This window comes from Streptomyces sp. NPDC004542, from assembly GCF_040610035.1.
Classification (GTDB): Bacteria; Actinomycetota; Actinomycetes; order Streptomycetales; family Streptomycetaceae; genus Streptomyces.
On the sequence record NZ_JBEXLP010000027.1, the window covers coordinates 63,584 to 87,042 of the forward strand.

21 protein-coding genes are annotated in these 23,459 nt (G+C 72.4%); 11 read left to right on the forward strand and 10 right to left on the reverse strand.

Annotated features, from left to right (window positions below):
- The first annotated feature begins 102 nt into the window (after positions 1-102).
- The gene (locus ABZX30_RS17485; protein WP_355934320.1) at positions 103-1,764 is read left to right on the forward strand and encodes a threonine/serine exporter family protein; all 1,662 of its coding nucleotides are present in this window, start codon (positions 103-105) and stop codon (positions 1,762-1,764) included.
- 4 nt (positions 1,765-1,768) lie between these two features.
- Here ABZX30_RS17485 and ABZX30_RS17490 read toward each other — a convergent pair whose 3' ends face one another.
- Positions 1,769-2,719, reverse strand: coding sequence for a VTT domain-containing protein (locus tag ABZX30_RS17490; RefSeq protein ID WP_355934322.1), 951 nt, complete (start codon positions 2,717-2,719; stop codon positions 1,769-1,771).
- 154 nt (positions 2,720-2,873) lie between these two features.
- Positions 2,874-3,635: a MerR family transcriptional regulator gene (locus tag ABZX30_RS17495; RefSeq protein WP_355934323.1), complete on the reverse strand. Its 762-nt coding sequence runs from the start codon at positions 3,633-3,635 to the stop codon at positions 2,874-2,876.
- A 113-nt stretch (positions 3,636-3,748) separates the two neighbouring features.
- On the opposite strand from ABZX30_RS17495, the gene ABZX30_RS17500 reads away from it, so the two are divergent.
- Both ABZX30_RS17500 and ABZX30_RS17505 read left to right on the forward strand, forming a co-directional pair.
- Complete coding sequence (locus ABZX30_RS17500; protein ID WP_355934325.1) at positions 3,749-5,038, forward strand: ion channel protein; 1,290 nt, start codon at positions 3,749-3,751, stop codon at positions 5,036-5,038.
- Between the two features lie 30 nt (positions 5,039-5,068).
- Entirely contained in the window at positions 5,069-6,484 is a 1,416-nt protein-coding gene (locus ABZX30_RS17505) for a glutamate decarboxylase (protein ID WP_355934326.1), read from the forward strand.
- Between the two features lie 134 nt (positions 6,485-6,618).
- Here ABZX30_RS17505 and ABZX30_RS17510 read toward each other — a convergent pair whose 3' ends face one another.
- Together ABZX30_RS17510 and ABZX30_RS17515 are read right to left on the reverse strand one after the other, a co-directional pair.
- Complete coding sequence (locus ABZX30_RS17510) at positions 6,619-7,155, reverse strand: DinB family protein (RefSeq protein WP_355934328.1); 537 nt, start codon at positions 7,153-7,155, stop codon at positions 6,619-6,621.
- Between the two features lie 159 nt (positions 7,156-7,314).
- On the reverse strand, positions 7,315-7,554 hold the full coding sequence (locus ABZX30_RS17515) for a hypothetical protein (protein ID WP_355934330.1): 240 nt from the start codon (positions 7,552-7,554) through the stop codon (positions 7,315-7,317).
- A 170-nt stretch (positions 7,555-7,724) separates the two neighbouring features.
- Here ABZX30_RS17515 and ABZX30_RS17520 point away from each other — a divergent pair, with 170 nt between their 5' ends.
- Both ABZX30_RS17520 and ABZX30_RS17525 read left to right on the forward strand, forming a co-directional pair.
- On the forward strand, positions 7,725-8,582 hold the full coding sequence (locus ABZX30_RS17520; RefSeq protein WP_355934331.1) for a helix-turn-helix transcriptional regulator: 858 nt from the start codon (positions 7,725-7,727) through the stop codon (positions 8,580-8,582).
- 2 nt (positions 8,583-8,584) lie between these two features.
- Complete coding sequence (locus ABZX30_RS17525) at positions 8,585-8,716, forward strand: DUF397 domain-containing protein (RefSeq protein WP_355934333.1); 132 nt, start codon at positions 8,585-8,587, stop codon at positions 8,714-8,716.
- A gap of 95 nt (positions 8,717-8,811) precedes the next feature.
- Here the strand turns inward: ABZX30_RS17525 and ABZX30_RS17530 are convergent, their stop codons facing one another.
- Both ABZX30_RS17530 and ABZX30_RS17535 read right to left on the reverse strand, forming a co-directional pair.
- Positions 8,812-10,278, reverse strand: coding sequence for an aldehyde dehydrogenase family protein (locus ABZX30_RS17530; RefSeq protein ID WP_355934335.1), 1,467 nt, complete (start codon positions 10,276-10,278; stop codon positions 8,812-8,814).
- Between the two features lie 156 nt (positions 10,279-10,434).
- Positions 10,435-11,259 (reverse strand): helix-turn-helix transcriptional regulator, encoded by an 825-nt coding sequence (locus ABZX30_RS17535; RefSeq protein ID WP_355934356.1) that lies wholly within the window; start codon positions 11,257-11,259, stop codon positions 10,435-10,437.
- Positions 11,260-11,613: 354 nt separating this feature from the next.
- On the opposite strand from ABZX30_RS17535, the gene ABZX30_RS17540 reads away from it, so the two are divergent.
- On the forward strand, positions 11,614-12,090 hold the full coding sequence (locus tag ABZX30_RS17540; protein WP_355934337.1) for an ATP-binding protein: 477 nt from the start codon (positions 11,614-11,616) through the stop codon (positions 12,088-12,090).
- A 102-nt stretch (positions 12,091-12,192) separates the two neighbouring features.
- Here ABZX30_RS17540 and ABZX30_RS17545 read toward each other — a convergent pair whose 3' ends face one another.
- Positions 12,193-12,411, reverse strand: coding sequence for a DUF397 domain-containing protein (locus ABZX30_RS17545; RefSeq protein ID WP_355934357.1), 219 nt, complete (start codon positions 12,409-12,411; stop codon positions 12,193-12,195).
- A gap of 660 nt (positions 12,412-13,071) precedes the next feature.
- Between ABZX30_RS17545 and ABZX30_RS17550 the strand changes: the two genes are divergently transcribed.
- A complete protein-coding gene (locus ABZX30_RS17550) occupies positions 13,072-13,548 on the forward strand; it encodes a hypothetical protein (RefSeq protein ID WP_355934339.1) in 477 nt (158 codons plus the stop codon).
- An 81-nt stretch (positions 13,549-13,629) separates the two neighbouring features.
- Positions 13,630-14,145 carry a DUF4232 domain-containing protein gene (locus tag ABZX30_RS17555; protein ID WP_355934341.1) on the forward strand — a complete coding sequence of 172 codons (516 nt, stop codon included), beginning with the start codon at positions 13,630-13,632 and terminating at the stop codon, positions 14,143-14,145.
- 26 nt (positions 14,146-14,171) lie between these two features.
- Here the strand turns inward: ABZX30_RS17555 and ABZX30_RS17560 are convergent, their stop codons facing one another.
- Positions 14,172-15,278 carry a DUF2786 domain-containing protein gene (locus ABZX30_RS17560; protein ID WP_355934343.1) on the reverse strand — a complete coding sequence of 369 codons (1,107 nt, stop codon included), beginning with the start codon at positions 15,276-15,278 and terminating at the stop codon, positions 14,172-14,174.
- A 139-nt stretch (positions 15,279-15,417) separates the two neighbouring features.
- Here ABZX30_RS17560 and ABZX30_RS17565 point away from each other — a divergent pair, with 139 nt between their 5' ends.
- The 3 genes from ABZX30_RS17565 (at position 15,418) to ABZX30_RS17575 (ending at position 18,561) form a co-directional block, all read left to right on the forward strand.
- Positions 15,418-16,044, forward strand: coding sequence for a LysE family translocator (locus ABZX30_RS17565; RefSeq protein WP_355934344.1), 627 nt, complete (start codon positions 15,418-15,420; stop codon positions 16,042-16,044).
- Between the two features lie 61 nt (positions 16,045-16,105).
- Positions 16,106-16,840 (forward strand): Clp protease N-terminal domain-containing protein, encoded by a 735-nt coding sequence (locus ABZX30_RS17570; protein ID WP_355934346.1) that lies wholly within the window; start codon positions 16,106-16,108, stop codon positions 16,838-16,840.
- A gap of 35 nt (positions 16,841-16,875) precedes the next feature.
- Positions 16,876-18,561 (forward strand): bifunctional 3'-5' exonuclease/DNA polymerase, encoded by a 1,686-nt coding sequence (locus ABZX30_RS17575; RefSeq protein ID WP_355934348.1) that lies wholly within the window; start codon positions 16,876-16,878, stop codon positions 18,559-18,561.
- Here ABZX30_RS17575 and ABZX30_RS17580 read toward each other — a convergent pair whose 3' ends face one another.
- Positions 18,562-21,771, reverse strand: coding sequence for a BTAD domain-containing putative transcriptional regulator (locus ABZX30_RS17580; RefSeq protein ID WP_355934359.1), 3,210 nt, complete (start codon positions 21,769-21,771; stop codon positions 18,562-18,564).
- Positions 21,772-22,168: 397 nt separating this feature from the next.
- A complete protein-coding gene (locus ABZX30_RS17585) occupies positions 22,169-23,062 on the reverse strand; it encodes a glycosyltransferase (RefSeq protein WP_355934349.1) in 894 nt (297 codons plus the stop codon).
- Positions 23,063-23,459 lie beyond the last annotated feature (397 nt).

Consider the following 23,459-nt stretch of genomic DNA (forward strand, 5'->3'; position numbering starts at 1 on the left):
ATACGCGCGGGCCGCGGCACCCTGCTGGGGTGGCGCGGCCCGTTCGTATGCTCGTACGCATACTGAGGCGTACGGAAGGTGTCGTTCAGGGAGCGTTGGGGAGTGACGGAGGCGGAGGACCACAAACCCCGGTCGGACGAGGCGAGGAGCTCGTACGACCCGGAGATCACATCCGAGTTCGCCGTTCCGGCGGGGCTCGCCGTACCCAGAGCGGGCGGCGAGTCCGAGACGACGTCCGAGTTCGCGGTGCCCCGGGGGCTGGGCGCGCCGCAGCCGCCGAGTCCCGAGCCGGAGGGTTCGGCGTTCAGCACGCCCCGCACCTACAGCGCCGCCCAGGCCCCGCCCGCCTTCACCCCGCCGACCGGGATACCGACGGTCAGCCTGGTGAAGGACGCGCCCTGGCAGGACCGGATGCGCGCCATGCTGCGGATGCCGGTCGCGGAGCGGCCCGCGCCGGAGCCGGTGCAGAAGCCGGAGGAGGAGGGTCCGGCCGTTCCGCGCGTGCTGGACCTGACCCTGCGTATCGGCGAACTGCTGCTCGCGGGCGGTGAGAACGCCGAGGACGTGGAGGCCGCGATGTTCGCGGTGTGCCGCTCCTACGGGCTGGACCGGTGCGAGCCGAACGTCACCTTCACCCTGCTGTCCATCTCGCACCAGCCCTCCCTGGTGGACGACCCGGTGACGGCCTCCCGGACGGTGCGGCGCCGGGGCACCGACTACACGCGTCTGTCGGCCGTCTTCCGGCTGGTGGACGACCTGTCGGACCCGGAGACCCACATCTCGCTGGAGGAGGCCTACCGGCGCCTCGCCGAGATCCGCCGGAACCGGCACCCGTACCCGGGCTGGGCGCTGACCGCGGCCGCGGGGCTGCTGGCGGGCGCGGCCTCCCTGCTGGTCGGCGGTGGACCGCTCGTGTTCGTGGCGGCCGCGGTGGGCGCGATGCTCGGCGACCGGCTGGCGTGGCTGTGCGCCGGTCGCGGGCTGCCGGAGTTCTACCAGTTCACGGTGGCCGCGATGCCGCCCGCGGCGATCGGGGTGGCGCTCACGGTGACCCACGTCGACGTGGTGGCCTCCGCGGTCATCACCGGTGGGCTGTTCGCGCTGCTGCCGGGGCGGGCGCTGGTGGCGGGCGTGCAGGACGGGCTGACCGGCTTCTACATCACCGCCTCCGCACGCCTGCTGGAGGTCATGTACTTCTTCGTCGGCATCGTCACCGGCGTGCTGGTGGTGCTCTACTTCGGCGTGAAGGTGGGTGCCGAACTCGATCCGGACGCGGCGGTGAACATGGCCGGGCGTCCGGTGCTGCAGATCACCGCGTCGATGCTGCTGTCGCTGACCTTCGCCGTACTGCTCCAGCAGGAACGGTCCACCGTGCTGGCGGTCACCCTCAACGGCGGTGTCGCGTGGTCGGTGTACGGGGCGATGCACTACGCGGGCGATATCTCGCCGGTGGCCTCCACGGCCGTGGCGGCGGGCCTGGTGGGCCTGTTCGGGCAGTTGCTCTCCCGCTACCGGTTCGCCTCCGCCCTGCCGTACACGACCGCGGCGATCGGTCCGCTGCTGCCGGGGTCGGCCACCTACTTCGGGCTGCTGTCGATGGCGCAGAACCACGTGGACAAGGGCCTGGTGTCGCTGGCCAAGGCGGCGTCGCTCGCCATGGCCATCGCGATCGGGGTGAACCTCGGGGCGGAGATCTCGCGGCTGTTCCTGCGGTTCGGCTCCGCGGAGGGGCGCCGCGCGGCCAAACGGACCAGGGGATTCTGAGGGGCTACTGGCGGTAGTTGCCCTGGTTGTGGTCCTGCGGGTACTGCTGCTGACCGTATTGCCGCGGGTCGTACTGCTGCTGGTCGTACTGCTGCTGGTCGTACTGCTGGGGGTACTGCTGGTCGTACTGCTGGGGGTACGGCTGCTGGTCGTCCTGCTCGGAGTACTGGTCGTGGTTCCCGTGGGAGCCGTAGGCCTGCTGCCGGCCGTACGGCTGCTGCTGCCCGTAGGACTGCTCCTCGTACGCCGGCTCTATGCGGCGCAGCCGGGTTGTCGCGTCGTCCATGGCGGGGGGCTGCTGGGGCGGCTGGTGCTGTTCGGCGGGCGGGGCGTTCTTGGCCTTGGAGCGGGCGCGCAGGAACTCGATGGCGATCGGGACCACCGAGACGAGGACGATCAGGATGAGGATCGCCTCGATGTTCTTGTTCACGAACTCGATCTTGCCCAGCCAGGAGCCGAGCAGGGTCACGCCCGCGCCCCACAGGACACCGCCGATGACGTTGAAGGTCAGGAACGAGCGGTACCGCATGCCGCTGACACCGGCGACGATCGGCGTGAACGTGCGGACGATGGGCACGAAGCGGGCCAGGACCAGCGACTTGGGGCCGTACTTCTCGAAGAACTCGTGCGCCTTGGTGACGTTCTCCTGCTTGAACAGGCGCGAGTCGGGGCGGTTGAAGAGGGACGGGCCGACCTTCTTGCCGAACATGTAGCCCGCCTGGTCGCCGAGGACCGCGGCGAGGCAGATCAGGGCGATCGCACCCCACAGCGGGAAGTCCAGCTGGTCCGACGTGATCAGCAGACCGCAGGTGAACAGCAGCGAGTCACCCGGCAGGAAGAACCCGATGAGCAGGCCCGACTCGGCGAAGACGACGAGCAGCAGACCCCAGATGCTGTACGTGTCGAGCAGATAGTTGGGGTCCAGCCAGCTCGGGCCGAGGGCAAGTGTCATCACGGGTCCGGGCTCCTGAAGGGGTGAAGTCGATCACGGCGTCCTGGTGCGGCCGCACAAAGCTATCAACGAGATGTGGCCGCCCCAGGTTCCACCGGTGTCTCCAGGATGCCCTGTGCGACGACTGGCACAAAGCTGTGAGGGCCCGAAGGGGGCGCTACGCGGTGTGGCGGGCGGCGTTCGCCAGGATGGCCTCCTTGAGGTGTTCGGCGAGGCCCGGTCGCATGGAGTCGTAGTACGCCTTGAAGCGCTCGTCGGCGACGTACATCTGCGCGAGGCACCGGTGCATCTCGTAGGAGCACTCGAAGTACCAGGTGTCGATGTGCCGGCGGTGTTCCTCCGCCAGGTCCATGGCGCCGTCCCCGGCCGGCGGCCCGCCGGCCGTCATCAGGGCGGCGTAACGCTCCTCCCATCCGTCGACCTCGGCCTTGATGCGCCGCCAGTCGTCCTTGGTGTAGCGGGCGGCGCGGCGCTGCGACTCGGCGTACTCCCCGGTGCCGCCCCAGCGTCGTTCGGCCTCGTCGGCGTACTGCTCGGGGTCCTTGCCACCGAAGACCTCGAACCTCTCCTCGGGTGTGAGGTTGATGCCCACCCTGCGTGCCTCCATGGCGTGTTCCACGGCCTCGGCCATCCTGCGCAGCTTCTCGATCCGGGCGGTCAGCAGTTCGTGCCGGCGGCGCAGGTGCGCGCGCTGGTCCGCTTCGGGATCGTCGAGCAGGACCGCGACCTCGTCGAGCGGGAAGCCGAGCTCCCGGTAGAACAGGATCCGCTGCAGCCGGTCGAGGTCGGCGTCGCTGTAGCGCCGGTGGCCCGTGTGGCTGCGCTCGCTCGGGGTGAGCAGGCCGATGTCGTCGTAGTGGTGCAGGGTGCGCACCGTTACTCCGGCGAAGCCGGCGACCTGTCCCACGGAGTGGCTCACTTCGTACGCTCCCTTCTCGGTACGGTCCCAGGCTGGTCCCTCACGCCACGTGAGGTGCAAGCCCCCGGACCTTTCGGGGTGTTTAGACCGCTTCGCCCCTTTATGGTGAGCTCGTGGCTCAGGACACCGCGCCGCAGGCGCCCCCGACCGCCCCGGCGACGCCCGCCCGTGCCCTGCTGCCGCTGATCCTGCCCGCGGTCCTGGTCGGCGCCGGTGCCAGCCTGCTGTACCTGCTGGTGAGCGGAGTCGCCGAGCGGTTGCAGGGCGTCCTCTGGGAGACGCTGCCCGACGCGCTGGGCATCGGCCGGTACTCCGTGCCGTGGATGCTGGTCATGCTCACCGCGACGGGGGTCGCCGTGGGGCTCGTGGTGTGGAAGGCGCCCGGTCACGCGGGCCCCGATCCGGCCACCCTGGGGCTCGACGCCCCGGTGCTGCCCCCCGTGGTGCTGCCCGGCCTGCTGGTGGCGACCATGCTGATGCTGGCGGGCGGCCCGAGCCTCGGTCCCGAGAACCCGATCATCGCGGTGAACGTGGCGCTCGCCTTCTGGCTCGGCCGCAGGCTGGTCCCGCGGGTGCCGGGACCGGTGTGGCCGGCGCTGGCGGAGGCGGCGACCATCGGCGCCCTGTTCGGCACGCCGGTGGCGGCGGCGCTGGTCTTCTCCGAGGCGCTGGCGGGCCGGCCGCTCAGGGGTGCCCTGTGGGACAACCTCTTCGCGCCGCTGGCCGCGGGGGCCGTGGGCGCCCTGACCACCGGTCTGGTGGCCCACCCCAGCTTCGACCTCGGGCTGCCTCCGGTGGGCAACCACCCCGGCTGGGGCGACCTGGCGGCCGCGCTGGTGATCGCCTCGCTGGCCGCGCTGTCCGGCATGTGCGCGGTGTACGCCTTCCCGTACGTCCACAACGCCTTCCGGCGGCTGCGGCACCCGATGCTCGCCCTTCCCTCCGGCGGAATCGTCCTGGGGCTCCTGGGGGCGCTGGGCGGCCATCTGACGCTCTTCAAGGGGCTGGCGCAGGTGGCGGAGCTCGCCAGGAGCCCCGAAGGGTGGTCGGCGGGACAGTACGCGAGGATGACGGTGGTGAAACTGGCCGCGCTGCTCGTCTCCGCCTCCTGCGGGTTCCGCGGCGGGCGGGTCTTCCCGTCCGTCTTCGTCGGCTGCGCCTTCGGGCTCACCGCGCACGCGCTGGTGCCCGGGGTGCAGCCGGCGGTGGGCGTGGCGGCGGGTGTGCTGGGCATGCTCCTCGCCGTCACCCGTCAGGGCTGGGTGAGCCTGTTCACGGCCGCGGTCCTCGTGGAGTCCCCGCCGGCCCTCGCCCTGCTGTGCGTCGCCTCACTGCCGGCCTGGCTGCTGGTGACCGGACGGCCCCAGATGCAGCTGCGCGACGACGGAACCCCGATCCGCTGATCCCCCCTCAGGAAGGCAGGAAGGCACTCCATGGCACTGCACAAAGGCAACGGGAAGCCCGGCGAACAACACCCCATGTCCGTCAACCCGTTCTTCGGGGAGGCGAACCCGGCCGTCGAGATGACCGAGGCCCCGCCCAAGCACCGGCTCCCGGACGGTCCGCTGCCGCCGACCACGGCGGCGCAGCTCGTGCACGACGAGCTGATGCTGGACGGCAACGCCCGCCTGAACCTGGCCACCTTCGTCACCACCTGGATGGAGCCGCAGGCCGGGGACCTGATGGCGGAGTGCCGGGACAAGAACATGATCGACAAGGACGAGTACCCGCGCACCGCCGAGCTGGAGCGGCGCTGTGTGGCGATGCTCGCCGACCTGTGGCACGCGCCGGATCCGGCGGCGGCCGTGGGGTGTTCGACGACCGGCTCCAGCGAGGCGTGCATGCTCGCCGGGATGGCCCTCAAGCGGCGCTGGATGCGGCGCAACGCCGACCGCTACCCGTCGGCGGACGCCCGCCCGAACCTCGTCATGGGGGTCAACGTCCAGGTGTGCTGGGAGAAGTTCTGCAACTTCTGGGAGGTGGAGGCCCGCCTGGTGCCCATGGAGGGCGACCGGTACCACCTCGACCCGCAGGCGGCCGCCGGGCTGTGCGACGAGAACACCATCGGGGTCGTCGGCATCCTCGGCTCCACCTTCGACGGGTCCTACGAGCCGATCGCCGACCTGTGCGCGGCCCTGGACGCCCTCCAGGCGCGGACCGGGCTGGACGTCCCGGTCCACGTGGACGGCGCGTCCGGGGCGATGGTGGCGCCGTTCCTGGACGAGGACCTGGTGTGGGACTTCCGTCTGCCGCGGGTGGCCTCGATCAACACCTCGGGGCACAAGTACGGGCTGGTCTACCCGGGGGTCGGCTGGGCGCTGTGGCGTGACAAGGAGGCCCTCCCGGAGGAGCTGGTGTTCCGCGTCAACTACCTCGGCGGGGACATGCCGACGTTCGCCCTGAACTTCTCCCGGCCGGGCGCCCAGGTCGTGGCCCAGTACTACACCTTCCTGCGGCTGGGCCGGGAGGGCTTCCGGGCGGTGCAGCAGGCCACGCGGGACGTCGCGCGCGGGCTGGCCGACCGGATCGCGGCGCTCGGCGACTTCCGGCTGCTGACCCGGGGCGACCAGCTGCCCGTCTTCGCCTTCACCACCGCCGAGGACGTCACGGCGTACGACGTGTTCGACGTCTCCCGGCGCCTGAGGGAGAGCGGCTGGCTGGTGCCGGCCTACACCTTCCCGCCGAACCGGGAGGACCTGGCCGTGCTGCGGGTGGTGTGCCGCAACGGCTTCTCCGCCGACCTCGCCGGGATGTTCGTCGAGGACCTGGGCCGCCTGCTGCCGGAACTCCGCAGGCAGCCGCATCCGCTGACGCGGGACAGGGAGGCGGCCACCGGGTTCCACCACTAGGGTCCCCCTGGGGTCTGGTGACCCAGGCGGGCGAACTCGCCCGTCGCCGGCGGGAAGAACACGGTCGGCAGGCCCGACGGCCGGGCGGGGCCGCCCTCCGGTGGCCCCGCCGCCGGAGTCGCCGGGCAGGTGCCTCACTTCCCGGCCAGAGCCACCAGCTCGAACGCCGTCTTCCCGTCCAGGGACTCCCGGACGATGTCGGCGTGACCCGCGTGCCGGGCGGTCTCGCGGATCAGGTGGAGGGCGAGCCAGCGCATGGAGACGCGGCCCTTTGGCGGGAACCAGGGCTGGTCCGGGAGCGCGAAGGTGTCGTCGAGGCTGGGCACGGAGCGCAGGAACTTCTCCGTCTCGGCCGCGACCTCCTCCCCGTACGCCAGCTGGGAGGCAACCGTCTCGTCACCGACCAGCTGGAACGTCTCGTGCCAGTTCGACTGGTCCCGCTGGATGGCCGGCGGTTCACCCTTGGCGCGGGCGACCCAGTACTGCTCGACCTCGGCGGCATGCTTGACCAGCCCGGCCAGCGACAGCTCGCTCGCGCTGGGCCGGCTCGCGGCCTGCTCCTCGGTCAGCCCCAGCACCGCCCGCCGGATGCCGCCGCGCTGTTCGGCGAGGAAGGAGAGCAGCGCTCCCCGCTCGTCGCCCCGCACCTCTGCGCTCACGTGAGTGACCATGACCGGCCGCCTTTCGTCGGATCGGGTCCTGCTGACTGACACCGACGACGTTACGGACCCAGTAGGTCGGATACCGTCCTACTGGGCCGCGGGACCGCGGACCGGGGCGGGGCGGAGGAACGGGCCCGCGCGCTCTCGGGGCCGCCCCTCCGCCCCTCGTCAGGCCCAGCGCGCCAGGGCGGGGCGACAGGCCGGGGGCTCGCCCTCCCCGAGCGCGTAGCACAGCTCGGCGTGCAGCTGTTCCGCCTCGGCCGGGCTGAGGCGGAACACGGCGTCGGCCCGGTGCTTGCCGTCGTACAGCAGCCAGAGCGGCAGCCGTACGCCCTCCTCGGTCGCCGTCACCCGCTTGCCGGGGATGCGGTCGATGCGCCATCCATGGGCGACGTTCGCAGCGCTCACGCGAACCTCCCTTTCGTCACACGGAGTTTCCGAATCGCTCTCCAGCGTGACGGATGCGCACTACTCTCGACAGTGGAGGGGCGTAGGCCCGCACGTCAGGACCACAGGGGGCGCGAGCCATGCCACCACGCAAGCCCACCACGAGCCGCGGCAACGGCTCGGCACGACAGGTGCTCGCCAAGGAGCTCGCGCGACTGCGCGAGGCGTCCGGCAAGTCGCTGGGTGACCTCGCGACCGAGACGACGTACGACCGGACCTATCTGCACAAGCTGGAGACGGGAGTGAAGCTGGGATCGCCGGAGGTGATGGCCGCGCTGGACAAGGTGTACGGAACGGGTGAACACCTCGGCGAGCTGTGGGAGTTGGCGAGGAGTGACGCGGTCAAGGACAAGTACAGGCACTTCATGGACCGCGAGAAGGAAGCGACCATGCGGTACGAGTACGCCTGCTCCACGATCCCGGGACTGCTGCAGACAGAGCCGTACATGCGGGAACAGCTGCGGACCGCACGGCCCAGAGACGAGAACGAGCTGGATGAGCAGGTAGCCGCCCGCCTGGGTCGCCAGAACCTGTTGGACGGCGACGACGCCGTGGAGTTCCGCGCGGTCCTGGACGAGTCTGCTGTGCGACGTCCGCTCAGTGATCCGGACGAATGGAAGCAGCAGTTGGACCGCCTTCTGGAGCTGGCCGAGCTCTCGAACGTCACGCTCCAGGTGTTGCCCTTCTCAGCGGGTCTACAGCACATCCTCGGGGGGTCGCTCACGCTCCTCTGGCTGCCCGGCGGCAGGAACATCGCGTACACCGAGAGCGCATACTCAGGCGACCTCGTCGAGGATCCGACCGATGTGGAACAGCTGCGACTGTCCTACGATCTCCTGCGAGACTCGGCGCTCTCGCCACGGGACTCCGTGGCGCTGATCCGGACCATCCTGGAGGCTGGCGCACCATGCGAATCCCTCGACTCGACCTCAGCACCGCCGCCTGGCGGAAGTCGAGCTACAGCAATGCCGACGGCGGCAACTGCGTAGAGGTGGCCGAGATCCACCCCGCTCCCCTCCCCCTCGTCCCCGTCCGCGACAGCAAGCGCCCGCACGCCCCCGCCCTGATCGTGACCGCCTCCGCCTGGACGGCCTTCGTCGGGCATCTCAAGCTCGGCGACTGAGGACAGCGCCCCGCCCAGCGCCGAGGGCAGGGGCGGGCTGCCGCGGGAGCCGGCACGGCGCGTGAGCCGACCGGCTCCCGGTACGGCGGGGATGCCTAGAAGGGGAACCCGCTCCGCCCGTGCTGAACCGAGATCCACTTGATCGTGGTGAACAGGTCCAGGGTCGTCTCGCCGTTCAGGCGGCCGATGCCCGAGTGTTTCTCGCCGCCGAACGGGACGAGCGGCTCGTCGTGCACGGTCCCGTCGTTCACGTGGAACATGCCGGTGTCGATCCGCTTGGCGAAGGCCACACCGCGCTCGATGTCAGCGGTGTGCACCGCGCCGCTCAGACCGTAGGGCGTGTCGTTGACCAGGCGCACGGCCTCCTCCTCGCCGTCGAACGGCACGAGGAAGACGACCGGGCCGAACACCTCCTGGCGCAACAGCGCGGAGTCGGCGGGTACGTCGGTGAGCACGCTGGGCTCCACCAGGTTGCCGCGGGTGCCGCCGTGCAGCAGGGCCGTGGCGCCCTCCCCGAGCGCCTGCTCGACGACGCCCGTGAGGGCTTTCGCCTGAGCGGAGTTGATCACCGGGCCGATGACGGTCTCCGGGTCGCGGGGATCACCGACCTTCAGGCCCCGCACCTTGGCGACGAACTTCGCGGTGAACTCCTCGGCGACCGAGCGGTCCACCAGCACCCGGTTGGCGGCCATGCAGACCTGGCCCTGGTGGACGTACCGGCTGAAGACCGCCGCGTCCACGGCGTAGTCGATGTCGGCGTCGTCCAGGACCACGAGCGCGCTGTTGCCGCCCAGTTCGAGCACCGAGCGCTTGAAGTGGGCGGCGCAGACGGTGGCGACGTGCCGGCCGATCTTGTCGGAGCCGGTGAAGGAGATGACCTTCGGGACCGGGTGCTCGATGAAGGCGTCGCCGATCTCGGCTATGTCGGTGACGACGACGTTGAGCAGGCCTTGGGGCAGCCCGGCCTCCTCGAAGATCTTCGCTACCAGGGTGCCGCCGGCGATCGGCGTGTTCTGGTGCGGCTTGAGGACCACGCCGTTGCCGAGCGCGAGGGCCGGAGCCACCGACTTGATCGACAGCAGGAAGGGGAAGTTGAACGGGCTGATCACGCCCACGACGCCCACCGGCACCCGGTAGACGCGGTTCTCCTTGCCGTCGCCCGGCGAGGGCAGGATCTTCCCCTCCGGGCGCAGCGCCAGGTGGACCGACTCGCGCAGGAACTCCTTGGCGAGGTGCAACTCGAAACCGGCCTTCAGGCGCGTGCCGCCCAGCTCCGCGACGATCAGGTCGGCTATCTCCCGCTCGTGCTCCTCCACCAGCCGCAGCGCACGCTCGAAGACGGCACGGCGGGTGTAGGGGTTGGTGGCCGCCCACCGCTTCTGCGCCGTGGCCGCCGCCCGGTAGGCCTGGTCGACCTCGTCGACCGTCGCCACGGTGATCGAGGCGAGCTTCTCGTCGTCGTACGGGTTGAAGTCGATGACGTCCCAGGAGCCGGTGCCCGGTCGCCACTCACCGTCGATGTACTGCTGAGCCAGTTCGCCGAAGCTGAGGCAGAACGACACGTGATCCCCCGATCCCTTGCTGCCGAAGCAGTCGGGACAGACACCCGATCAACTTCACGGTCCGATGAGACTGATCACACATCATCCTACTTGTAACAGCCGGGAGTTGGGGTGCCGGATGAGGTCACGGCGTCGGCCGCCGGACGGTGCGGCGGGTCAGGACAGCTGCAGCAACCCCCGCAGCAGGTCCCGGCTCTCGTCCGGTCCGGGGCTGTCCTGCTGCAGTTCCTTGAGGGCCTGCTCGTACTGGGTGACGTCCTCGCGTTTGTCCAGGTACAGGGCGCTGGTCAGCTGTTCCAGGTAGACCACGTCCGAGAGGTCGGACTCGGGGAAGCTGAGGATGGTGAAGGCCCCGCTCTCGCCCGAGTGGCCGCCGAAGCCGAACGGCATGACCTGAAGGCGGATGTTGGGCCGCTCGGAGATCTCGATCAGGTGCTGGAGCTGCCCGCGCATCACCTCGCGCTCGCCGTACGGGCGGCGCAGGGCGGCCTCGTCGAGCACGATGTGGAAGTCGGGGGCGTTCTCGGCGACGAGGTGCTTCTGCCGCTCCAGGCGCAGCGCCACGCGCCGCTCGACGTCGGCGGTGCTCGCGCCCTTCATGCCGCGCCGCACCACCGCGCGGGCGTACTCCTCGGTCTGCAGCAGGCCGTGCACGAACTGGACCTCGTAGGCCCGGATCAGGGACGCCGCGCCTTCCAGGCCCACATAGGTGGGGAACCAGCTCGGCAGCACGTCGGAGTAGCTGTGCCACCACCCGGCCGCGTTGGCCTCCTTGACGAGGGAGAGCAGGGATGTGCGCTCGGCCTCGTCCGTGATGCCGTACAGCGTGAGCAGGTCTTCCACGTCCCTCGTCTTGAAGCTCACCCGGCCCAGCTCCATCCGGCTGATCTTCGACTCGGAGGCGCGGATCGAGTAGCCCGCCGCCTCCCGCGTGATCCCCCGCGCTTCACGCAGTCGCCTGAGTTGTGATCCGAGCAGCATGCGCCGCACCACCGATCCCGGCTCTCCCGCGCTCACGTTCGCCAGCCTCCCCAACGGTCCTCAGGGGCCGCAGTCTGCCACTAAATCACTTCGAGCAGTACTCGTCCGGTTACGGAAACGGAAAGATGCCATTGATTTGACACGGGAAGGTGCAAGGGAGAGGTGTGGGGTGTGGGGGAAGTTGGCGGAAAAAATGGCCAACAAGTGGTACGGGATCGCTCAATTCGGCCTCGTGCACGTGCATCTGCCCTTGCATCTGCTCTGCGCATCCGAAAGCATGGTGTCGCGCCACCGCTGCATCGCAACGACCGCGAATTCCCGGGAGTGCCTCGCATGGGGACGAATGGATCGACCATGCTCGAGCCGTTACGGCAGGGCCTTCCGCCACTGGATCCCGCGGCCGTGTCCAGCGCCGCCTCCTGCGCCCTGCCCGCCCGCTACGAGGCGGTGCGCGAGGCCCGGCTGTTCACCCGCCGGACACTCGAGCAGTGGGACGTCGACGACCGCTTCGACGACATATGCCTGGTCGTCTCCGAACTGGTCACCAACGCGCTGCGGCACGCCCTGCCGGGTGACGCCGCCCGGTGCCAGGACCAGGCGTCCGCGGTGCGGCTGCACCTGATGCGGTGGACCGGGCGGCTGGTGTGCGCGGTGCGCGACCCCAGCCACGGCACCCCGGTCGCGCGCGGGTCGGACGACTTCTCGGCGGAGTCGGGCCGCGGCCTGTTCCTCGTCGACTCCTTCAGCGACAGCTGGGGCTGGCACCCGCTGGCCGGCACCCTCAGCGGAAAGGTCGTCTGGGCGCTGTTCCGGCTGCGGCCGCCCGAGTGACCGGACGCGGTACGGACGCGGTGTCTGTGGACGCCGCTTTTCTTCGCACGTCCGAGCAAGCGCTTTCTGCGGGTCGGGCGGCCGGCCGGCCGGTGCGGCGGATCAGCCGGCTATCAGGTGGTCGAACTCGCCGTCCTTGACGCCCAGCAGCATCGCCTCGATCTCCGCGCGCGTGTAGACGAGCGCGGGACCGTCCGGGAACCGCGAGTTGCGCACCGCGACGTCTCCCCCCGGCAGCCGGGCGAACTCCACGCAGGACCCCTGCGAATTGCTGTGCCTGCTCTTCTGCCAGGCCACTCCGTCCAGCTGCGCGGCAGCCATGCCGTTGTACACGTCGTACCCCCCGTACACGCCGTCAACGTCGCGGTCCACAGGTCGCTCCCCGGTGGTGCACTTGGCTGTTGTGGCCATAGATGCGGTGGTCAACTGATCCGGATCATAACCCTGTTCACGTGCAAATGCATGAGCAGATGCACGTGCACGCGGGGTGTTCCTCCGGTTACAGCTTTGACGAGTGCTTTACCGACCTTCACCGAAGCTGTCGCAGCGTCTGCCCCAGAACCCGCAGGACATGCGAACGCCGGCCCCGTTGATGATCTTCCCTGCCCTCGGCTGCGCTCGTCCGGAGCGAATCCTCGGTGCACTAGGAAGAGACGCGTACCGCGCCCTTCCTGTTCCAGCGTCCGCGTATTGGTTTAGTCCGCGGACCGGCCGGACCGGCACGCGCCCGGCACCCGCCCGGCACCCGCCCGGCGGACGGACGGCATCCGGTCGCGGCCGTGGGCGAATCCCGCACGCCGGCGATGCACAGCGCATCCATGCCCGGCACCCCGGAAACCCCCTGGACCGTGCTGGTAGCTTGCTGCGGTCCCGCCGGCCGACCGTCGGCCGTCTCCGGCTACAGCTTGGGAGCGCGCAGTGACTTCGCCGAGTACTACGAGGGTGGCGCCGACGGCGCCCACCAGGGTTCGGGCAGCGGCCGTGGCGGCGGGGCTGGCGGGCGTACTGGCGCTGACCGCGTGCGGTGGCGGGGGCGGCTCCGAGGACGGCTCCCCGACGCGCGCGAGCGCGGCGGCGTCCGCCGCGGCCTCCTCGTCCGCGAGCACCGGAGTCGGCACGAGCGGGGTCACCGGCGCCTCCGACAGCCTGCAGGGCAGCTGGCTCGCCACGACCGACGGCAAGGCCGTCGCCCTGGTCGTCACCGGCGAGAAGGCCGGGCTGTTCGCGACCGGCGGCACCGTGTGCAGCGGTACCGCCGGCAAGGAGGCCGGGATGGAGATGATCCACCTGAGCTGCGCCGACGGCAGCAAGGACCGGGCGACCGGGATGGTCGACTCGGTCGGCGGGAAGTCGCTGAGGATCACCTGGTCGGGCAAGGCCGGCAAGGAGACGTACACCAAGGCCGCGGGCGGCAGGCTGCCGTCGGGGCTGGCGACGGCGAGCTTCCCCGCGTCCTGACCGGTGGGGCGCGCGGCGGGACCCCGGGCGCAGGCGCCATGATGCTGGGGCACCGTCACGCTCTCGACAGGGACCCCATTCATGCGCGCCATTCCGCTCACCGTCACCGCCCTCGCCGCCGCCCTCGTCCTGACCGCCTGCGACGACGGCGGCAGCAGCGGCGACAAGGGCAAGAACAGCTCCGCCTGCGAGATCGGCGGGGTCGCCGTGCAGATCGGGTCCGCGAGTGTGGCGCCGGCCGCCGGGGACACGGGCGAGGTGCCCGTCAGCATCACCAACCAGAGCGCACCGTGCACCCTGGACCACTTCCCGGGCGTCACGCTGGAGGGGGACGGGGCCTCGGTGGCCCTCTCCGCCCAGCAGGGCGCCAAGGCGCAGGAGCTGAAGCTCGCCAAGGGCGACTCCGCGTCCTTCACCATCAGCTATGTGCGGGGCGCGGCGGGCGGCGCCAACAGCCTCGCGGCCAGGACCGTGAAGATCACCCTGCCCGGTGGTTCCGCCGGCCAGAGCTTCCCCTGGAAGTACGGTCCCGTGGCCGGCCGGACCAAGGCCGGCGACCAGGCCTCGGTGAGCGCCTTCCAGCAGGCGGGCGACTGACGGCGCGGCCCGGCCGGTCGCGATGCTCAGTCCAGGCGCGGGCGGGCCCTGACCTGGGCCCGGTCCGCCGCCCGCGCGCCCTCCGTCCAGCCCGCCGCGTCGCTCACCCCGCGCAGCCGGGTGGTGGTGGTCTGCGGGAACAGGTGCTCCAGGCGGTCGGTGACGGCCACCTCGCGGGTGGCCAGGACCGGGAGCAGGTCCTGGGTGACCTGGGCCCCGGCGGCGGCCGTGAGGCGCTCGCCGACGCGGTGGGCGTAGGCCGCGAGGAACGACTGCCGGAAGGTCTTCGTCCGTTTCCGGCCGCCGGCTCGCTGGGCCGCCTCGGCCTTCGTCATCGCGTGGGTGGCCTGCACGAGCAGTGAGGTGTGGAGCAGCTCGACCGCCTCCAGGTCGGGCTCGAAGCCGACGACCGTGGAGAAGCCGAGCGGTTCGTTCCACACCGCCCGGCAGTGGTTGGCGGTGGCGACCGCGTCGAGCAGGACCGCCTTGGCCTGTTCGTACGGCGGTTCGACGCCGATCCGGCAGGCGCCGGGCGTGTCCGGCGAGGGCGCCCCGGCCGCGAGCAGCGCCTCGTCGATGGTGTGCCGGGCCATCAGCTCCTGCGCCTTGGCACTCAGCGCCTCCGCCTCCTCCGGATATCCGGTCGCCTCGGCCTTGGCGAGCAGCGCACGGATCCGGGTGAGCATGCGGGAGGCGGGCCGGTGCCCCTCCTGGCGGGACTCTTCCAGGGGTTCCAGGGCGGGCAGCCGCAGCAGCAGGCGGTACAGCTCCAGGACGGCGGTGGCGTGCGAGAAGCGGTCGGCCGCGCGCGCGGGTCCGTCCGGGAGCGCCTCGAGCTGCGCGGCCCAGCGCCGGCCGCGCGGCCGGTCCCCCGGTGCCTGCGTCCGTATGAGCTCCGCCGCCAGTGCCCCGTGCGCGTCGTCGAGCTCGCGCCGCACCAGCCGGACGACATCGGCGGGCTGCCAGCCGCGCCGCCAGGCCGCCGCGACCAGCTCCACGCCGCGCCGGGCCAGTTCGGCGTCCGCCCCCGGGTCGGCCGCGAGGAGTGACGCGCCCGTGTCCAGGCCGGGGTCGGAGTCGTCGTACAGGGCGGCCCGGAAGGCCCGCTCGACGGTGCTGGTCTCGCTGCTCACCCGTTGATCGTGCCATGGGCCGCGGACAGCGCGCGACGGCCGTCCACAGCCTGTGGACAACGACGGGGGCGGTACGGCCGGCATCTCACTCCCCGAAATTCGGTCGCCCCGCCGCGAAGCCGCCCCGAGCATGGCCGGCATGGTCGACACCTCTCTCTACGCGGCCTTCCTCGTCGCCGCCTTCGCGCTCTGTGTCACTCCCGGTCCCGACATGATGTTCATCGTGGCGATGGGCGGCCGGGGCGGACCCTCGGTGGGGGTGACGGCGGCCGTCGGGGTGGCCTGCGCGATGTTCGTGCACGCGGTCGCCGCGGCGCTCGGGCTGTCGGCGCTGTTCCTGACGCTGCCGGTGCTGTACCACGTGCTGCGCTGGGCGGGCGCCGCCTATCTGCTGTACCTCGCGGTCAAGGCGTTCCGCGGCGGCTCCGCACCGGCCGAGGCGCACGGGGCCGCGGGTGCGGGACGGCGGCGGGCCTTCTGGCGAGGAGCCGTCACCAATCTCCTGAACCCCAAGGTGATCCTCTTCAACGTGTCCTTCCTGCCGCAGTTCGTGGACCCCGGGCTCGGTCATGTGCGGGAGCAGTTCCTCCTGCTCGGCGTCACGATCACGGTGATGGGCCTGGTGGTGGACGGCTCGGTCGGGCTGCTGTCGGGGAAGCTCGCCACGCTGCTGCGGCGCAGCCGGCGGGTGGCGCGGGGACTGGACCTGTTCGGCGGGACGGTGTTCGCGGGGCTGGCGGTGCGGCTGGTGGTGGCGCCCAAGTGACGGGTCCACCCACTGTCAACTTCGAGTTGACACCTCCAGGCCGTCAACCTAAGGTTGACACATGTCGAAAACGAACCCGACCACGTCGTCCGTACGTCTCGACGACCTCATCGCAGCGATCAAGAAGGTGCACACCGAACCCCTCGAGCAGCTCCAGGACGCGGTGATCGCGGCCGACCACCTCGGCGAGGTGGCCGATCACCTGATCGGCCACTTCGTGGACCAGGCCCGGCGCTCCGGCGCGTCCTGGACCGACATCGGCCAGAGCATGGGCGTCACCCGGCAGGCCGCGCAGAAGCGGTTCGTGCCGAAGGAGTCCACCGGCCTGGACCCGAACCAGGGCTTCGGGCGGTACACCCCGCGCGCCCGCAACGTGGTGATGACCGCGCACAACGAGGCCAAGGCCGCTCCCCACTCCGAGGTCGCGCCGGCCCATCTGGTCCTCGGCCTGCTCGCCGAGCCCGACGGCCTGGCCGCCCGGGCGATCGCCGCCCGGGGCGTCTCCGCCGACGCCGTGCGGGCGGCCGCGACCGCCGCGCTCCCGCCCGCGGCCGGCCAGGCCCCGGAGCTCGTCCCGTACGGCTCCGACGCCAAGAAGGTCCTGGAACTCACCTTCCGCGAGGCCCTGCGCCTCGGCCACAACTACATCGGCACCGAGCACATCCTGCTGGCCCTGCTGGAGTTCGAGCACGGCAGCGGGATCCTGTCCGGCCTCGGCATCGGGAAGGAGCCGGTGGAGAGCGAGCTCGTCAAGGCCCTGGAGCAGTATCTGCAGGCCCCGCCCCAGCCGAGCTGAGGCCGTTGTCAGACCCCCCTGCCACACTCGCAGTCATGACCGACCGCTGGGCACTCGCCCCGGCCGAGGACGGCGGCGTGGAGCTCGCCCCCCTCGGCCCGGACGGGCTGCCCTGCGGGCCGGTGCGGCGGGAGCCGGATCTCGCCGGGGCGGTGCGGAGCCGCCCGGAGGTGACGCGCTGGGTGTGGCGGTCGACCGCCGAGGTCTATCCGCGTCTGCTCGCCACGGGGGTGCGAGTGGACCGGTGCTACGACGTCGAGGACGCCGAGACACTCCTGCTGGGCCACGAGGGGCGGTACGGCGAGCCGCGTTCGGCCGCCGCCGCGCTGGCCCGCCTCCGGGGCGGCCCCGTACCGCCCGATCCGCCGCAGCGCGCCGCCGAACCGGGTGCGCAGTCCCCGCTGTTCGAACCGCGGGGCACCCGCCTGCCGCTGGCGGACCTCCTCGCGGTCTACGCCGAGCAGCAGCGGCGGCACGACCGGGCCGCGCACCCCGACCGGATGCGGCTGCTGACCGCGGCCGAGTCGGCGGGGACGCTGGTGGCCGCCGAGATGAACCGCGCGGGCCTGCCGTGGAGCGCCGGCGTCCACCGCGGGCTGCTGCGCGACCTGCTCGGCGAGCGGTACGCGGGCGGGGGCGAGCCCCGCCGCCTGACCGAGCTGGCGGACGAGGTCTCCGCGGCGTTCGGCCGCCGGGTGCGGCCCGACCTGCCCGCCGACGTCGTCAAGGCCTTCGCCCAGGCCGGCATCAAGGTGAAGTCCACCCGCCGCTGGGAGATCGCCTCCCTCGACCACCCGGCCGTGCGGCCGCTGCTGGAGTACAAGAAGCTGTACCGCATCTGGGTCGCGCACGGCTGGACCTGGCTCCAGGACTGGGTGCGCGACGGGCGGTTCCGGCCGGAGTTCCTCGCGGGCGGGACGGTCACCGGACGCTGGGTCACCCACGGCGGGGGCGCGCTGCAGATCCCCAAGGTGATCCGGCGCGCGGTGGTCGCCGACCCCGGCTGGCGGCTGGTGGTCGCCGACGCCGACCAGATGGAGCCGCGGGTACTGGCGGCGATCTCCCGGGATCCGGGCCTGATGGAAGTGGCCGGCCGGGCGGGCGACCTGTACCAGGCCGTCTCCGACCGGGCCTTCTCCGGCGACCGCGGGCAGGCCAAGCTCGCCGTGCTCGGCGCGGTCTACGGGCAGACCTCCGGGGACGGCCTGAAGAACCTCGCCGCGCTCAGACGCCGCTTCCCCACGGCGGTGGCGTACGTCGACGACGCGGCGCGGGCCGGTGAGGAGGGACGGCTGGTGCGCACCTGGCTGGGCCGGACCTGCCCGCCCGCGGCCGTGGCCGACGAGGACGCGGCACAGGAGGCGGGCGTCCCGGCCGGGGACGAGGAAGCCGACGGGCAGCAGTGGGTCCCCGGTCACGCCTCCACCGACGCCCGCGCCCGTGGCCGCTTCGCCCGCAACTTCGTCGTGCAGGGCAGCGCGGCCGACTGGGCCCTGCTGCTGCTCGCCGCCCTGCGCCGGAGCTGCGCGGACCTGGCGGCCGAGCTGGTCTTCTTCCAGCACGACGAGGTGATCGTGCACTGTCCCGAGGAGGAGGCTGAAGCGGTGGTGGCGGCGATCCGGGAGGCGGCGGACCTGGCGGGGCGGCTGACGTTCGGCGTGACACCGGTCAGGTTTCCGTTCACGACCGCGGTGGTGGAGTGCTATGCCGACGCGAAGTGATCACCTGTTCCCCACGAGCAGCTCCCGCAGCTGGGCCACGACAGCCTGCTCGTCCGTGCCGTCCAGCGCGGCGAGCGCCTCGCGCCAGGCCTCGTACGCCTCCCGCATACGCCCCTTCTCGTGCAGCAGGAACCCGTGCTGGTGGCGTGCCAGACCGCCCATGTAGCGGTCGGCGCGGGCGTCCGCGCGGCTCAGCAGCTCGGCACACTCGTGCCCGGCGCGGTCCACGCGGCCCAGCTGCCTGAGCGCGCGGACCAGGCCGAGCCGGGTCTGGGACTCGCCGTGCCAGTCGCCGTGGCCGCCGAGGATGCGCAGGCTCTCCTCGAAGTGCGTGGCGGCGGCGGCCGGTTCACCCAGGTCGAGGTGGGCGTAGCCGATGTTGCAGTGCGCGGAGTGCTGCACGATGACGGCGCCGAGCGCGTCTCCGATCGCCAGTGAGCGCCGGTGCTGCTCGACGGCGGCGCGCGGGTCGGTGTGCTCGTAGAGATTGCCGAGGTGGCTGTAGGTGATGGCCTCACCGTAGGGGTCGTCGAGCTGCCGCGAGTACTCCAGGCTCTGCCGCAGCGCCTCGCCGGACTCCGCGTACCGGCCGAGGCCCTCCAGCAGCAGGCCCCGGTTGTTGAGGCAGCGCCGGATCCAGGAGACCGTGCCCAGGCGCCGCCAGATCGTCAGCGCCTGGTCGGTGAGGGCGAGGGCGTCGTTCTGCCGGCCGGTCAGGAAGTGCAGGCCCGCGAGGTCGCCCAGCGCGTACGCCTCGGCCGCCTCGTCGCCGAGCCGCCGGGCCGTGGCCAGGGCGGCCTGTCCGAGCACCTCCATCTCGGCCACCCGGCCGCCGCGCTGCAGGTAGGGGAAGAACAGCCGCACGAGGACGGCGAGATGGGCCGCCTGCCGGTCGTCGAGGGTATCGGCGTACCGCTCGACCAGGGTGACGACGCTCTCCAGTTCCTCGTTGCCCCAGGCGAAGGCCTCCTCGGCGGAGCGGAAGGGCGGCACCGCCGCCACCTCCGCCGCGTGCGCGGGCGGCTGGGCGGCCGTCGGGCGGCGGCGGTCGTCCCGGTCGAGGCCCTGCTCCACGATCGCGGTGAGGAGGTGCTCGGCGACGGCGGCGTACCAGCGCAGGGCGGTGGTGGCGGCGGCGGTGTCCTCGTCGGCGGCGGTGAGTTCCCGGGCGAAGTCGCGGACCAGGTCGTGCGGGGCGTAACGGCCGTACGCGGTCTCCTCCAGGAGGGCGACGTCGACCAGGCGGTCCAGGGCGGCCCCGGCCCGGCGCTCGTCGGTGCCGGTGAGGCGGGCGATCAGGGCCGCGCCGTACGCGGGCAGGTCGAGGGCGCCGATGCGGCGCAGGGCACGGGCCGCGTCCCGGTCGGTCTCGCGCGCGGAGGCGGCGAGCGCGTCGTGCGCGACGGCCAGCGAGCGGCGGACGCTCAGGTCGTCGTACTCCAGGTGGTGCAGGCGGCCTTCGGTGGCGGCCAGTTGACCGGCGAGGACGTCCGGGGTGAGGGCCCGGCGGGCGGCGAGCCGGGCGGCGACCACGCGCAGGGCGAGCGGCAGGCGGCCGGTCAGCTCGACGAGGGGGTGCCCGGCGTCCAGCCCGTCGCGGCCGGAGACCGTGCGCAGCAGCGCCGCGCTGTCCTCGCCGGTCAGCGGCCCGAGCGGGAAGCGGTCGGCGCCGTCGAGGGCGGTCAGCGGGGAGCGGCTGGTGACGATCACCGCGCATCCGGCGCCGGCCGGCAGCAGCGGTCGTACCTGGGCGGCGTTCGCGGCGTCGTCCAGCACCATCAGGGTGCGGGTCGGCGCGAGCAGGGACCGCAGCAGCGCAGCGGCCGCGTCCGGGTGCTCGGGGATGCTCCGGGGGTCGGTGCCGAGGTCGCGCAGGAGGGCACCGAGGGCCTGGGCGGGGGGCAGCGGGGACATCCCGGGGGTGGCGCCGTGCAGGTTGACGTACAACTGCCCGTCAGGAAAACGTTCCCGCAGCTGGTGTGCCACCTGCAGGGCCAGGGCGCTCTTGCCGACGCCGGCCATACCGCTGATGACGGCGACGACCGGGGTCCGCGCCTCGCCGTCGTCCCCCTCGGGCCGGGTGAGGGCGGTGCGCAGCTCCTGGAGTACGGAGCCGCGGCCCGTGAAGTGGGCTGGCGGCGGGGGGAGTTGGGCGGGCCGGGGTGCCAGGACGGGTGAAGCGTCGTCGCGCGTGGACATGGAGACGTGCGACGGGTCCGGGGTGTGCCGCCGGGACGTCGGGTCCCCGTGCCGGGAGGGGCGCGACGAGGCCGGCGCGGTCGGGGCGTCGCCGGCGTCGGTGAGCGGATGCCCCTCCCCCTCCTCCCCCGCTCCGCTCCCGGCAACGGCGGCCGGGCCGGCGGCCCCCCGCAGCACCTCGACATGGGCCGTGCGGATCGCCGGGCCCGGCTCGATGCCGAGTTCCTCGACCAGGCGGGTGCGCAGGTCGCGGTGGACGGCGAGGGCCTCGGCCTGCCGGCCGGTGCGGTGCAGGGCGAGCATGAGCTGGCGGTGGAAGGCCTCGCGCAGCGGATGCTCGGCCACCAGCGCGGCCAGCTCCGGCACCAGGGCCGCCGGCCGGGGGCCGCCGAGGGCCAGTCCGGCGTCGTAGCGCCACTCCAGCAGGAGCAGCCGCGCCTCCTCCAGACGCTGGACGAAGGCGTATCCGCCGAGTTCGGCGGGCAGGCCGCTCAGCGGCGCGCCCCGCCACAGCGCGAGGGCCGCCGTGCAGGCACGCAGCACGCCCGCCCAGTCCCGGCGGCCGTGCGCGGCGCGTGCCTCGGTCACGCGCGCGTCGAAGACGTGCACGTCCAACTCGCCCTCGGCCACACGCAGCTGGTACCCGGGCGGTACGGCACGCAGCCGCTCGGGATCGTCGAGGAGCCGGCGCAGCCGGGTGACGTGGTTGTGCAGCGAGGCCTGCGCGGAGGCGGGCGGCACGCCGCCCCACAGCGCGTCCTTGAGCGAGTCGACCGACACGACCCGGCCGGCCTCCAGCAGCAGCGCGGCGAGCAGGACGCGCACCTTGGGGCTGCCGATCGCCCGGACCGAGGGGGCCGAGCCGCCGCGGTCACCGGTGTCGGGGGCGCGGGCCTCGTGGAGGAGCGGGGCGTCGGCGTCCTCCTCGGCGTCGTAGGCGATTCCGTACGCCGCACGGTCGTACAGGACGGGTGGTCCCAGCAGTCCGAACCGCAGCTCGCACCGCCGCATCACCCCGTTCACTGCCCTCCCGCGCGGTCACGCCGACCGTGCTCTGCGGCGGGCGTGTGCCCGCTGTCCCTGACGGAATTCCGCCCTGCCTCCGACGGTTTCCCGCCAGCTGTCCTCTGTCGGTTACCGCCGGAATCCGTTACGGTTCCGGCCTACGACCGCCGGCGCCCGGCGACTTCACGCCATCTGACCAGTGGTCCCGGGAAGAACCGTTGGCCACATGTTAGCGATCCGTTGGCGCATCCTGATGTGATCGTCGCATCGGATCTGGCCCGACGGCGCGCGCGCACGACGCGCAGCTCGGGGGAGTGTCGCCGCAGGCCGGATCCGGGGACGCAAGAGGGCCCCGGTCGGCGGAGGTGAACGACCGGGGTCCTTGTCCCGCTCACCCGGTGCGTCAGACGACCGGCGGGCGCCCCAGGCGGGTCAGTCGCCACACCGTCCGCCAGCGCATGGGCCGTCGCTCCCCGGCGGGTTCGCGCAGCCCTTCCACGAATCCGCCGCACCAGGCCCTGAGGCCGGCGGCCGACCGGGTGCGCAGGAGGGTGAGGAGCGTCCACACGCCCAGGTGCACCGGGATCAGCGGCAGGGGCAGCCGGCGCCGGACCAGCCAGACGCGGTTGCGGGCGGTCACCCGGTGGTAGATGGCGTGCCGGGCGGGCGAGGTCTTGGGATGCCGCAGCAGCAGTTGCGGCGCGTAGAGGATCTTCCAGCCCGCGTCCGCCGCCCGCCACGCCAGATCGGTCTCCTCGTGCGCGAAGAAGAACTCGGCGGGCCAGTCGCCGGTCTCGGCCAGCATCCGCATGCTCAGGGCGTGCCCGCCGCCGAGGAACCCGGTCACGTATCCGCCCCGCATCGGATCCGACGCACCGACCCGGGGCACGTGCCGCGGCTGGGTCTCGCCGTTCTCGTCGGCGATGCGGAAGCCGACGATGCCCAGGCGCGGGTCGGCGGCGTACAGGTCCCGCACCCGGCGCAGCACGTCCGCGTCGACCAGCAGCCCGTCGTCGTCGAGGTCGACCACGACGTCCACGTCACCGAACTCCCGCAGCCGGGCCAGGGCGACGTTCCGCCCGCCGGGGCAGCCGAGGTTCTCGTCCAGGTCGACGGCGGTGACCTCGCCGGGCAGGGACAGCCGCCGGGCGAACTCGGGCAGCCGGCAGCCGTTGCCGACGATGACGATCCGGGCGGGGGCGAGGTCCTGCTTGGCCACGGACTCCAGCAGGGCGTCGACTTCGGCGGGCCGGTTGCCCATCGTCACCACGGCGACGGCGATCCTCGGCTCCACCACGTCCCTCACTCCATCCGGCCGACACGGCCCCACGCGGCGCGCGGGGTCCACCGTTCACCAGGATGTTGCCTCACGGCATCCGGGTTTCCCGGCCGCGGTGTGCTTTGCGGCGGCTTTGCTCCGTCTTTGCGCCGGGTGCGCGCCCACCGCACGCCCGTATACGGCCCCGGGCGCGCACCCGCTCATCCGGCCGGTGCGGCGTCCCCCGGTGTGCGGCTTCCCCCGGTGTGCGGCGTCCCCCGGTGTGCGGCTTCCCGCGGCGGGTCCGGGGGCGGGTGTCAGGCCCCGCCCCCGGAGCTCGTCGGCCGGCCGGGTGGCCCCGGCCGGCTCGTCAGACCGTCAGGTGCGCGCCGAGCCGCAGGTCGGCGATGCTGCGGCCGGTCTCGACGGTGTAGTC